Annotated in this window: 11 protein-coding genes; 7 read left to right on the forward strand and 4 right to left on the reverse strand. The window is 60.9% G+C overall.

From position 1 onward, the window contains the following. Positions 1–140: 140 nt before the first annotated feature. A complete protein-coding gene (locus EKH49_RS11935) occupies positions 141–797 on the reverse strand; it encodes a GNAT family N-acetyltransferase (RefSeq protein ID WP_128471034.1) in 657 nt (218 codons plus the stop codon). Positions 798–962: 165 nt separating this feature from the next. Here EKH49_RS11935 and trhO point away from each other — a divergent pair, with 165 nt between their 5' ends. Continuing rightward, on the forward strand, positions 963–1,862 hold the full coding sequence (gene trhO, locus EKH49_RS11940) for an oxygen-dependent tRNA uridine(34) hydroxylase TrhO (protein ID WP_128471035.1): 900 nt from the start codon (positions 963–965) through the stop codon (positions 1,860–1,862). Between the two features lie 51 nt (positions 1,863–1,913). On the opposite strand, the gene EKH49_RS11945 is transcribed toward trhO, so the two are convergent. Further along, entirely contained in the window at positions 1,914–2,492 is a 579-nt protein-coding gene (locus EKH49_RS11945) for a GNAT family N-acetyltransferase (protein ID WP_128471036.1), read from the reverse strand. 73 nt (positions 2,493–2,565) lie between these two features. Here EKH49_RS11945 and EKH49_RS11950 point away from each other — a divergent pair, with 73 nt between their 5' ends. The 6 genes from EKH49_RS11950 (at position 2,566) to proC (ending at position 10,545) form a co-directional block, all read left to right on the forward strand. After that, the gene (locus EKH49_RS11950) at positions 2,566–4,155 is read left to right on the forward strand and encodes a DUF7059 domain-containing protein (protein WP_128471037.1); all 1,590 of its coding nucleotides are present in this window, start codon (positions 2,566–2,568) and stop codon (positions 4,153–4,155) included. 23 nt (positions 4,156–4,178) lie between these two features. Continuing rightward, the gene (locus EKH49_RS11955) at positions 4,179–4,829 is read left to right on the forward strand and encodes an ArsR/SmtB family transcription factor (protein WP_038991753.1); all 651 of its coding nucleotides are present in this window, start codon (positions 4,179–4,181) and stop codon (positions 4,827–4,829) included. Positions 4,830–4,978: 149 nt separating this feature from the next. After that, on the forward strand, positions 4,979–7,768 hold the full coding sequence (gene topA / locus EKH49_RS11960) for a type I DNA topoisomerase (protein ID WP_128471038.1): 2,790 nt from the start codon (positions 4,979–4,981) through the stop codon (positions 7,766–7,768). 32 nt (positions 7,769–7,800) lie between these two features. Further along, entirely contained in the window at positions 7,801–8,820 is a 1,020-nt protein-coding gene (locus EKH49_RS11965) for a Ppx/GppA phosphatase family protein (RefSeq protein ID WP_128471039.1), read from the forward strand. A gap of 53 nt (positions 8,821–8,873) precedes the next feature. Continuing rightward, complete coding sequence (locus EKH49_RS11970; RefSeq protein ID WP_128471040.1) at positions 8,874–9,698, forward strand: sugar phosphate isomerase/epimerase family protein; 825 nt, start codon at positions 8,874–8,876, stop codon at positions 9,696–9,698. Positions 9,699–9,702: 4 nt separating this feature from the next. Next, positions 9,703–10,545 (forward strand): pyrroline-5-carboxylate reductase, encoded by an 843-nt coding sequence (proC, locus tag EKH49_RS11975; protein WP_128471041.1) that lies wholly within the window; start codon positions 9,703–9,705, stop codon positions 10,543–10,545. 74 nt (positions 10,546–10,619) lie between these two features. On the opposite strand, the gene EKH49_RS11980 is transcribed toward proC, so the two are convergent. Then, positions 10,620–11,276 carry a potassium channel family protein gene (locus EKH49_RS11980; RefSeq protein WP_128471164.1) on the reverse strand — a complete coding sequence of 219 codons (657 nt, stop codon included), beginning with the start codon at positions 11,274–11,276 and terminating at the stop codon, positions 10,620–10,622. A 7-nt stretch (positions 11,277–11,283) separates the two neighbouring features. Continuing rightward, positions 11,284–12,717, reverse strand: coding sequence for a TrkH family potassium uptake protein (locus EKH49_RS11985; protein WP_128471042.1), 1,434 nt, complete (start codon positions 12,715–12,717; stop codon positions 11,284–11,286). Between the last annotated feature and the right edge of the window lie 39 nt (positions 12,718–12,756).

The following is a 12,756-nucleotide window of genomic DNA, read 5'->3' on the forward strand; positions in this document are numbered from 1 at the left end:
TATGCCAGGTTTTACGGTTCAGAGGCCGAACGACGCCTGGCGCTGCCCGGCTGGCTCCACTTCTACAACCACCACCGACACCACTCTGCGATTGGCGGCGTACCCTTCGACCGATTCAACAACGTCCCTGGACATCACATCTAGGCCTTGAACATGACAACCTTGCCCAGCGAAGTCCAGCCAAGTGAAGCATAAAGCTGCTGGCCATCGACCGAAGCGATGAGCAGGCCTTCATCCACGTCGTGTTCCTGGGCCAGCGACGCCAGCGCACGCATGATCAATGTGCCTAGTCCCTTGCGGCGGAAATCGGCGCCGGTGATGATGCGGTCGAAGATCGCATATCCGTCGACTGCCGATACGTGGCCGGAGGCGGCAACTACTTCCTGGTTGTCTTCAGGATGCAGCGACACATAGGCATGCGTGCCATCGCGTTCAATCTGGAAAACGAAGCCGTCTGCAGGCAGCGGGACCTCGACGTCGTGCACGGCTAATTCTGTGACCATCAGCGCTTCGTCGTCGGCGGTGACCTGCAGCCCAACTTCGGTCGCCATTGCGACCAGATTCTCGGCGGAGTCGTCGAATGCCGTCAGGCGGCGGTTTGGGTGCTTCGCCAAGGTCTCGGCGACTGCGGCGAGTTCCTCTTTGGAAGGGCCATAGATGACGTATTCCCAGTCTTCTGTGGTGTCGTGGCGCAGCGCAGCGTGGACTCGTCCTTCGTTACGAGTTTCATAACCACGAGCCCCAGCCCAGCCTGCTACCCAGGTGCCAATCAGTTCATCGCTTGCGTTTGATGCCATAATTTGACCCTACCTTGTCTTTCCTAGGAATTAGCTGACATTGAACTAATCGTTGCCTACTTGAAACTATCGCACTGGCCGAGAGCCCGATATTCCCGGGAAAGATCAATGTGACATTGCTCTTTTCCTCGGCGTTTCGCGGCCCGAAGCTACTAACATTGTAGGGTGGCCATTCATCGCATAGTTCTGTATTACGCATTTACTCCGCTCCCAGATCCGGAGGCAATCCGCCTTTGGCAGCGCTCTCTGCTGGAGCGCTGGGGCCTGCGCGGACGCATCATCATCTCCAAAGACGGCATCAACGGCACCGTGGGTGGCGAGATCTCCGCAGTCAAGGCCTACGTCAAGGCCACCCGGGAACTTCCCGCATTCAAGAAGATGGATATCAAGTGGTCTGAAGGCTCGGCTGAGGACTTCCCGCGTATCTCCGTCAAGGTTCGCGACGAGATCGTCACCTTCGGCGCCCCTGGCGAACTCGAAGTCGACGAGAATGGCGTGGTTGGTGGCGGCACCCACCTGCGCCCCGAAGAGCTGCACGAACTGGTTGACAGCAAGAAGCAGGCCGGCGAGAAGGTGCACTTCTTCGATGGCCGCAACGCCTTCGAAGCGCAGATCGGCAAGTTCAAGGACGCCATTGTTCCTGACGTGGAGACCACCCGTGACTTCGTTGCAGAACTGGATTCGGGCAAGTACGACCACCTGAAGGACCAGCCGGTGGTCACCTACTGCACCGGCGGCATCCGCTGCGAGGTGCTCTCGGCCTTGATGGTCAAGCGCGGTTTCCAAGAGGTGTACCAGATGCAGGGCGGCATCGTCCGCTATGGAGAGAAGTACGGCGATGCAGGCCTCTGGGAAGGTTCGCTGTACGTCTTCGACAAGCGCATGCACACCGAATTCACCGAAGACGCGGTGACCATCGGCGAATGCGTGGGCTGCCAAGGCCCGACGAACAAGTTCGAGAACTGCTCGAACCCTTCCTGCCGCAATCTGCGCCTGTTCTGCGAGGACTGCGCGAAGGATGAAGAACTGCGCCGCTGCCCAGAGTGCAGCACCGTGGACGCCTGATCACCGCATGGACCAACTGCGGCCCGGACTTTCGAAGTCCGGGCCGCAGTCCTATCTTGCCGCCGCCGGCCACAAGCCAGTCGAGGCGTCCTTGACATCGGTCTCTTCCACCTCGGTCCGGTAAACCTTCAGCCCGCGTGCTTGGTAATTCGGCAGCGCCGCCGGGCCGTCCAATGAGCACGTATGCAACCACACCCGGCTGACCGCAGGCAGCTGCGTCCAGCGTGAGCCCAGGGTCCAAGCCTGTCGCAGCGCTTCGCTGAGCAGCACTCCGCCGAGGCCGCGACCGGTAGCTTCAGGAAAGAGCCCGAAGTAGAAGATCTCGACTTCGCTGCCGGCTTCCACGACTTCCGTGACGAGCTCCACGTACCCCTTGGGCGCACCCTGTTGGTAGAGCACCCACGTTTCAGAGCCGGGACGCCGGAGCACTTCGTCCCACTGTTCGCGGGTGGAATCCAGGCGATCAGCCCAGTTCAACTCGCTTCCGACGCTTTGGTAGAGGAACCGCGAAAATTCCGGGGTGATCTCCTCGGCCAGTTCAATCCGGGCATCCTCGGGCAGGGATTTGGACGAAGAATTGACCTCTGCAGGATTGAGCTGTTGCAGATAGGTCACGGTTACTTGGGTCATGCCCACATCATAGGTCGGGCCAAGTTGACTAGCCTAGCTCCCGCCGGTTGCGTTACTCGGTAGACTTGGCGATGTGAATGCTGCTGAATTTTCTTCCATTGATGACGCTCCGCAGAGCCATAATCAACTGCTCATCGACTCGCTGGCCAAAGACCTGACTGATGTCGGGTACAACTATGAAAATGTCGAGGGGCTGCTGGGCGAGGAAGCTGCCGCGGCATTTGCGCGCGACCAGCTGCACCCGGCATTGCGCAATCTGGATCGGCGCGGGGAGGATACCTCTCTGGCTTGCGTAGTTCGCCTCTTCCAATTGGGCCAGACCCAGGAAGAGGCTGCTATCAATGCCGCCTTCCCGACGCTGAAGACCGACGGCCTGCTCAAGCTGGGGCTGGTCGAGTCCTGGGCCAGCGGTTACCGTGCCAAGATCGCATTGGCACTGCATTCATCTGATGCCGATGGCGAATTGTGGGTGGCCCACGACTTGGGCGCACACCAGCGACCCGGCGTGCTGCGCACGGACCATGTGCTCGGCATTGGCCAGGCTTCGCTGACCCTGGCGCAGATCACCATCCGCGAAAAGGTCGAGCGCGCCCTGGACTTGGGCACCGGCTGCGGTATCCAGCTCTTCCATCTGCTCTCGCATGCGGAACACGTCACCGCCACCGATCTGTCGGCCCGCGCCTTGGGATTTACCCGGTTCAACTTGATGCTCAACCACGAGGCCTTGGCGCTGGATCCGGGGAATCTGGATTCCCGGGTCACCTTGCTCCAGGGAAGCCTGTTCGAGCCGGTGGCCGGATCCGCGTTCAACTTGATCGCAAGCAATCCGCCGTTCGTGATCACTCCGCGAAGCAGCAACGAACGGGCCAAGGACCGTTTCACCTACCGTGATGGGGGAATGGCTGGCGACACCTTGGTGAGCACCCTGATCGAGCAGGCTCCCGAATTCTTGGAGCCGGGTGGTTCCATGCAAATGCTTTCAAACTGGGAGATTCCTCTTCTAGACGATGAATCGAACCAAACATGGGATGCCCGGGTGCGCCAGTGGTTCGGCGACAAGCTGGACGTGTGGGTGATTGAGCGCGAGCAGACGACCCCAAGCGGCTACGCCGAAACCTGGTTGCGCGACTCTTCGCAGACCGAAGACAGCAGCTCGTATGTCTCCGCCTACAACGCGTACCTCGATGACTTCGAGTCCCGCGGCGTGGGGGCCATCGGCTTCGGCTTGGTGTACTTCCGCCGCCCGGTTGCAGGCCGCCCTGTCCTGCAACGCTACGAGCAGATCTCGCATCAGGTGGAACAGCCGCTGGCCCCGACATTGCAGCGGGATATCGCGATGGCTGACCAGCTGGCAGCGGCCGGCGAAGGGTTCAAGGATTGGCACCTGCTGGTGCCTGAGGATGTCACCGAGGAACGCCACCAGCGTCCGGGAGCAGAGCACCCGGGCGTGATCTTGCTGCGCCAGGGGGCTGGCCTGCGCCGAACTGAATTGCTTGATACTGCGCAGGCTGGATTTGTTTCCGCCTGCGATGGCGATTTATCTGTATCGCAACTAGTCAACGCGCTGGAACCGCTGATAGGCGAGGGGCAGGAAGACTTCTCCGATGTGCTTTATGAAGCAGTGAAGCGGCTCTTGCGACATGGCCTGCTTCAGAAAATGTGAAACAAGCGCTAAAGTTTTTCCCTATGACACGGAACACAATTGAGGAACAAGGTGGAGCCGCCTCGCAAGATGCGGCGAAAATACCACAAGTTGTCTCGATCACTGACCCCCAAGCGATTCGAGCGTTGGCGCACGACGCTCGACTGATCGTCCTGGATGAGCTCTTTGCTTCGCAGACCACTCGCACCGCTACGGAACTTGCATCGCTGTGCGCGTTGACCCCCAGCGCAATGAGCTATCACCTTCGGGCGCTGGAGAAGTACGGATACGTGATACGTGCAGCCAGCGAGGGAGACGCCCGCGAGCGCCGCTGGCGTGCGGCCGGTGAACGGCTTGAGCTGAACACGCAGATCGACTCGGCCAACGCCAAGACCGCGTACTTGAACGTGCAGTTGAACGCATTCCGCACGCGGCTTAATGCCGAAGTCCAGCGCCGCGAAGCAGAAGCGAAGGCCGGAATCGCTCCGGAGCCTGACCGCCCGCCGATGCTGACTAGCGGTTTGGTATTCCTCTCGGAGGCCAAACAGCGCGAGTTCAACCGCCGGATGCTGGATCTCGTGTACGAATACGAGGCGCAGGCAACAGCCGAGGAACGCAGTATTGACTCGCGGCGTATGTTCTACTTAATCTCATTGCTTCCCGAATACCAGAGCATGGGGGAGGCGACATCATAAGCATGCCCGGCTCAGGGAGCGCAGATCCTTCGGTGTAAGATCATCGAGAAATGTGCTTATAGAGTAGGCATGAAGAACGAAGCCGCGATGGCGGATCGAGCAATGCCCCGGAATGGGCGCCGAAGGTCCGTGTTGTCTAAAGGAGTGCTGTGCCCCCCAAGGCCAAGGAAAAGACTGGTAAGAAACTCGTAATCGTGGAGTCTCCTGCCAAGGTGAAGTCGATCGCCAAGTATTTGGGCGAAGGCTTTGACGTGGATGCCTCTGTGGGCCATATCCGCGACCTTCCGCAGCCCTCGGAACTGCCAACCGAGCTGAAGAAAACCTCGGTAGGCAAGTTCGCTGTCGACCTGGACAACGACTTCGAGCCGTACTACATGGTCTACCCGGACAAGAAGAAGCGCGTTTCCGAACTGAAAGCGAAGCTCAAGGAAGCTGACGAACTCTACCTCGCAACCGATGCGGACCGCGAGGGCGAAGCCATCGCGTGGCACCTGTTGCAGGTCCTGAAGCCAAAGGTTCCGGTACGCCGCCTGGCCTTTACCGAAATCACCAAGGAAGGCATCGCCCGCGCACTGGAGAACATGCGCGAACTGGATACCGACCTCGTCGACGCCCAGGAAACCCGCCGTGTCCTGGACCGCCTCTACGGTTACGAAATTTCGCCGGTGCTCTGGCGCAAGGTGGCCCGAGGCCTGTCCGCAGGCCGTGTGCAGTCCGTGGCAACCCGTCTGGTCGTTGAGCGCGAACGCGAACGCATGGCCTTCATCCCCGCCGGATACTGGGACGTGAAGGGCAACTTCGCTACCACTGACGGCGAAGCTTTTGCGGCAAAGCTGTCGGCAGTAGACGGCGCCCGTGTCGCCTCCGGCCGCGATTTCGATGACCGCGGCCAGCTAAAGACCACCCGCAACAAGCTGGCTCACCTTGACCAGGAATCGGCCCAGTCGCTGGTGGCCAACCTGTCGAAGACCGACTTCGAGGTGACCTCTGTCGAGGACAAGCCGTACACCCGTCGTCCGGCAGCGCCGTTCACCACCTCCACGCTGCAGCAGGAAGCATCCCGCAAGCTGCGCTGGAGTTCCAAGATCACCATGCAGATCGCACAGCGCCTGTATGAAAACGGCTACATCACCTATATGCGTACCGACTCGGTCTTCCTCTCGGGCGAGGCTGTGACTGCCGCGCGCAAGCAGGCCACCGAGCTGTACGGAGCAGATTCCGTTCCAGCCAAGCCGCGCGTCTACAAGGCGAAGAGCGATGCGGCGCAGGAAGCCCACGAAGCGATCCGCCCAGCCGGCGACATGTTCCGCCGCCCGAAGGACGTGCGCTCCTCACTGTCCAAGGACGAATACGCGCTCTACGAGCTGATCTGGAAGCGCACCGTCGCCTCGCAGATGGCCGATGCCAAGGGCTTCACCGCCACCATCAAGCTGCAGGGCACCGCCAGCGATCAGCGGGTGGCCGAGTTCTCGGCATCCGGCACCGTCATCACCTTCCGCGGTTTCCTTTCCGCCTACGAGGAAGGCAAGGACGAGCAGGCTGTGGAAGCCGCGGCAGAGAATGCCGAAGCGCGCCTGCCGCAGCTGGCCGTGGGCCAGCAGCTGGCTGGCGACGAGCTGACCGCCCTGGGCCACGAGACCACACCTCCAGCTCGTTACACCGAAGCGTCGATCGTGGCTGAGCTGGAAAAGCGCGAGATCGGCCGCCCGTCGACCTATGCGCCAACCATCTCCACCATCATGGACCGCGGCTACGTCACCAAGCGTGGCGGCGCCTTGGTGCCGAGCTGGATCGCGTTCTCGGTGATCCGCCTGCTCGAAGAGCACTTCGCGAAGTACGTGGACTACGATTTCACCGCCCGGCTGGAAGATGATCTCGATGAGATCGCCAACGGCCAGCGTGCCCGCACGGACTGGCTGAACCTGTTCTACTTCGGCAAGGGCGCTGATGCCGAGACCGAGGGCCTGAAGCATGTGGTCGACAACCTGGGCGATATCGACGCCCGGGCGATCAACTCGATCAAGGTCACCGACGACATCACCTTGCGTGTGGGCAAGTTCGGCCCGTATCTGGAGCGCGCCATCCCGGAAGGTGCCGAGGAAGGCACCGAGCCGCAGCGCGCCAACGTGCCTGAGGACCTGGCGCCGGATGAGCTGACTGCCGAAAAGGCCGAGGAGCTCTTCGCCAATTCGCAGGTATCGGAAAAGGATCTGGGCAATGATCCGGAAACCGGTCGCAGGATTGTGGCCAAGGATGGCCGCTACGGCGCCTACGTCACGGAGATCATCCCGGAGCCAACCGCAGAGGAGTTGGCGGCGCTGCCGGTCGAGTACTACAAGAATGGCAAGCCCAAGCCGCCGAAGAAGCCAACCAAGGTCAAGCCGCGCACCGCGTCGCTGTTCAAGTCAATGACCGTGGAATCGGTGACCCTGGAAGAAGCCCTGAAGCTGATGAGCCTGCCACGTGTGCTGGGTGCTGACGCCGAAGGCGAAGAGATCACCGTGCAGAACGGCCGCTTCGGCCCGTACCTGAAGAAGGGCAGCGATTCGCGCTCCATCGAGAGCGAGGAGCAGATCTTCACGATCACCTTGGACGAAGCGCTGGCGATCTACGCGCAGCCGAAGCAACGCGGCCGGCGTGCCGCGGTGCCGCCATTGGCCGAGTTCGGCGTCGACCCGACCAGCGAGAAGAACATCGTGGTCAAGGACGGCCGCTTCGGCCCGTACATCACCGACGGCGTCACGAACATCACCGTGCCGCGCGGAACCTCGCTGGAGGAGCTGACCCGCGAGCAGGCTATTGAACTGCTGGCGGACAAGCGTGCCCGCGGACCGGTGAAGCGCACGGCAAAGAAGGCGCCGGCCAAGAAGCCGGCAGCCAAGAAGGCCCCGGCGAAGAAGGCAACGGCCAAGAAGACCACCGCAAAAAAGACTGACTAGTCTTTCTTGCCAGGCCTAACGAGGAGCGCACCATGAGACTCGGTGTATTGGATATCGGTTCGAATACCGTTCACCTCTTGCTCGTCGACGCATATCCGGGCGCACGCCCGGTTCCCTATGCCTCGCACAAGCGACCCCTGTCCCTGGTGCGCTACCTCAATGAGTATGGCGCCATAACCGAGGAAGGCCAGCTCGAGCTGATCTCCTTCATCAAGGAAGCTGCGCAGTTTGCCGAAAACCACCAGGTCGAGGACTTCATGGCTTTCTGCACCTCGGCGATCCGCGAATCCTCCAACGGCGCTGTCGTGCTGGAACGCGTCGAAGCCGAGACGGGCGTGAGCCTGATGGAACTGACCGGCGAGGAAGAAGCCGGCATGACCTTCTACTCGGTACGCCGTTGGTTCGGCTGGTCATCTGAATCCATCTTGAACCTGGACATGGGCGGTGGCTCGCTGGAACTGGCCCTGGGGGTTGACGAGTTCCCCCAAACCGCATTCTCCGTGCCACTGGGCGCCGGCAGGCTGACCCGCGAATGGCTTCCCAACGATCTGCCGTCGATGAAGGAAGTCAAGGAACTGCGTACATACGTTCGCGATGTCCTCGCCGACCCGACCACTGAACTGCGCCAGTACGGCAAGCCCACCTTGGCCACCGCGACTTCCAAGACTTTCCGTTCCCTGGCGCGCATCACCGGCGCCGCGCCGAGCACGGAGGGTCCTTACGTCAAGCGTGTGCTCCATCGGGATGCACTGAAATTATGGACCAACCGCTTGACGGCGATGAGCTGGGCAGAACGTGCAGAATTGCCCGGCGTTTCAGAGATCCGCGCCCCGCAATTGCTCGCTGGCGCGATCGTAGCCCACGAGGCGATGAGTGCCCTGAAGCTGAAATCTGTGCGAATTTGCCCTTGGGCTATCCGTGAAGGCTTGATGCTGAGACGATTTGATCACGTGATGTTTGACTCTGCGACACCGCTCAGTAGTAGCGTGGGAGTTGGGGAAGTAGCGCTGGACAACGAGAAGTACAAGTTTCTCGCCAAACCCAGCAGCTAACCTTCTTGGCTAAACGGTGCCTGCAAAGTGGGCACGGTAACAGGAGGCAAGGCATGGAAGACCAGAAGAGCACAATGAAGGTGCCAGTCACCCTCTCTAGCGCGTCAGTTTATCCGCTGACCGTCCATGATGCCTTCGCTATGGCCAAAGACGTGGGATACGACGGGCTGGAAGTGCTGATTACCGGCAATGCGGCCAGCCAATCTGCCACCGCGCTCAAAGCCTTGATGGACAAGTACCAACTGCCGATCCTGGCCATTCATGCTCCGACATTGCTGCTCACCCAGCAGGTGTGGGGCTCTGCCTGGGCAAAGATTGAACGCTCGGTCATCCTGGCTCAGGCCGTCGGCGCCAGCGTGGTTGTCGCCCACCCGCCTTTCAGGTGGCAAGGTTCCTACGCCGAGGAATTTGCCGAAGGCGTGCAGCGGCTTACTGACACCACTGGGATGAAGATCGCCGTGGAGAACATGTATCCGTGGCGTGCCCGGGGCCGAGAAGCTAAGATGTATCTTCCGCACTGGAACCCCGTCCCGCAGCACTACCAGAATGTAACCTGGGATTTCTCTCATGCCGCCATCGCCAATATGGATTCACGCCAAGCAGTCGAGGATCTGGGCCAGCGGCTGGCGCACGTGCACCTGTGCGATGGCCTGGACAACGGCAAGGACGAGCACCTGGTGCCAGGCCTGGGAACCCAACCGGTGGCCGAAACTCTGCAATACCTGCGCGATGCCAATTGGGGCGGAACCATAGCCGTCGAGGTGTCCACCCGCAAGGCGCGCAATGCGGGGCAAAAGGAAGAATGGTTGGGAAAGACCCTAGAATTTGCCCGCCAGCACTTAACAGTCGGCAGTGACCCCAAGCCAATGACACAATAGCCATATGAGTGAAGCAACAAAGAATCTGTCCCTGTCCTTCCTCGGTGCTGGCTCCATGAACGGCGCCATCCTGCGTGGCATCATCGGATCTGGCCATGATCCGAAGCTCATCACCGCCACCGTCCGCAGCGGCAAGCGCGCTGCGGAACTGCGTGACCTGGGCATCAACGTCCTGGTCAGCGAGGACGACCCAGAATCCAACCGCAAGGCCGCGGCCAGTGCAGACATCATCTTCCTGGGAGTGAAGCCGGTCGGCATCACCGACCTGTGCGAAGAGATTTCCGGATCCCTGGACGCGCAGAAGGTCGTTGTTTCCGTGGCCGCCGCAATCACCCTGAGCAGCATGCAGGCACATCTGCCGCAGGGCCAGCCGGTGATTCGCTCCATGCCGAACACCCCGTTGATGGTCGGTGCAGGCGTTGTGGGCATCAGCCCGGCTGAAAGCGTCAGCGAAGAGCAGACCCAGCTGGTCACCGACCTGCTCTCCGGTTCCGGCGATGTGCACGTCATCGGCGAGGATCAGCAAAACGCGCTCTCGGCAATTTCCGGTTCGGGTCCTGCCTATGCCTTCTACCTGGCTGAAGCCATGGCCAACGCCGGTGTGGCCATGGGCTTGGACGAGAAGCTGTCCATCGCGCTGGCCCGTGCCACCGTGGCTGGTGCAGGCAAGATGCTCTCGGACCCTGATGCGGATCCGGCGGCCCTGCGCAAGGCAGTGACCAGTCCGAAGGGCACCACCGAGCAGGCCATCGCCACCTTCGATGAGCACGGCATTCCAAAGATCATTGCTGCCGGAACCCAAGCGGCAGCGGCCCGTGCGGCCCAATTGAGCGACGAGCTCGGCTAGATGCCAACACGTGAAACGGCGGTGGCCGGCAACCAAATGGTTGCCGGCCACCGCCGTTTTCGAATCCCTTGACCCTAGGGGCGTGCCGCGAAACGCTCCAGCAGATCCACGTGCCCCGAGACGATCAGGACATCTCGACGCGTCACCATGGTATCGGGGATGGCGTAAGTGAAATCCTCACCAGGGGACTTCACTCCGACAATGGTCACCCCGTACTTGGAGCGGACCTGGGACTGGGCCAAGGTGAAGCCCTGGGTCTCCTTGGGCGGGTACATCTTCACGATGGCGAAGCCGTCATCGAATTCGATGAAGTCGAGCATGCGACCGCCGACCAGGTGCGCGGCACGCACCCCGGCATCGGCTTCCGGATAGATGACATGGTTGGCGCCGATGCGCGTAAGGATCTTGCCATGGGACGGAGTGATCGCCTTGACCCACAGGTGCTCGATGCCCAGATCCACCAGGTTGACGGTGATCAGCACCGAAGATTCGATGGAAGTGCCGACGCCAACGACAGCAGAGGAGAATTCCTGGGCGCCGAGCTGGCGCAACGCATCGATGTTTGTTGCGTCGGCCGCGACAACGTGGGTCAGGGTGCTGGCCCACTGCTGGACGAGCTCCGGGTTGCGCTCGATGGCCAGCACTTCGCGGCCCTGCTTGACCAGCGTCTCGGCGACAGAGGCACCGAAGCGGCCCAAGCCGATCACCAGTACCGGGGCATTGTGGTCCATGTTCTTGTCAGCCAATGAGCGGCCTTTCTTCTGGAAGTCTGAACAACGTGTTGCGGTGGCGCATGGTCAATGCGCTGGCGAGTGTAATGCTGCCGATGCGTCCGGCAAACATCAACGCACTGAGCACGTATTTGCCAGCCGGCGGCAGCTCTTGCGATACGCCGGTGCTCAGCCCCACGGTAGCAAAGGCCGAGATCGACTCGAACAGGGCACGCGAGAAGCCCACCGATTCGTCAATGGTCACCAGCGCTCCGGTAGCGACCATCACCAGCGAAGCGCCCATGGTGACCACTGAGATGGCCACGCGCATGGTGCCCTGCGGAATCTGCCGGCCGAAGGCCTTCGCATCCGTATCGCCGCGGACCTCGGCCAGAATGGCCAAGAACATCACGGCAATGGTGGTGACCTTGATGCCGCCTGCGGTGGAAGCTGAACCGCCACCGGCAAACATCAATGCGTCGGTCAGCAGGACGGTCACCTGGTGGATGTCGTTCTGGTCCACCAGATTGAATCCACCGGAACGGGTCATGGTGGAGGCGAAGAATCCATGAATGATCTTGTCGCTCAAGGACAGGCCCCCAATGGTCTTGGGATTGGCCCATTCGAATACCAGCCACAGGAAGGATCCGGCAAAGAGCAGGATCGTGGTGGTGAGCATGGTCAGCTTGGTATGCAGGTTCCATTTCTTGATGTTGAACTTGTGCGCCAAGAGCACCATGATGACCGGGAACCCCAAGGAACCGGTGAAAACGCCGGCCATCAAGGGGCCCAGGATCCACAGGTCGGTTTCATAGGGAACCAAGCCATCGGAGTGCGGGGTGAAGCCTGCATTGTTGAAAGCCGAGACGGCATAGAAAATTCCGTGCCAGATGGAGGACAGCACGCTTTCACCCAGTATGTAGAAGCGCGGGATCAAGAACAGCGCGATCACCGCCTGCAGGCTGATCGCCGTGAGAATCACGATGCGCAGCAGCGAGCTGACCTCGCCTAGCGCAGAGGCTCCAGAACTGTTCATGGAGTTCTGGGCCATCAGCTTGGCTCGCACGCCCAGCTTGCGCGATACCGCCAGGGACATGATGGAGGCCAAGGTCAAAATGCCCAACCCGCCCATGAACGTCGCGACCAGCATGATCAGCTGGCCGGCAAATGACCAATGCACCGCGGTGGAGACGGTTGTGAGGCCTGTAACGCACACGGCCGACACGGCCGTGAACAAAGCGTCATGCAGCGCGGTGGCTTCGCCGGTTGCCGAGGAAAACGGTGCGGCCAGCAGGGAAGTGAACAGCGTGATGGCCAAGAGGAAAGCGCCAAGAGTCAAGCGCGCAGGGGAGCGCACGGTGAAGTCGGCGACTGCGATGCGAACCGCCAGCCATTTCTTGCGTCGCCGTTCACGCATTTCAGCTGCCCGGGCACTGGGTCCCGGTGCACTGGCTGTGCTCATTTATTTCTCGCCGTTTCCTTGGGAACAGTTCTTTGCCAT

Source organism: Glutamicibacter sp. HZAU, from assembly GCF_004100365.1.
Lineage (GTDB): Bacteria > Actinomycetota > Actinomycetes > Actinomycetales > Micrococcaceae > Glutamicibacter > Glutamicibacter nicotianae.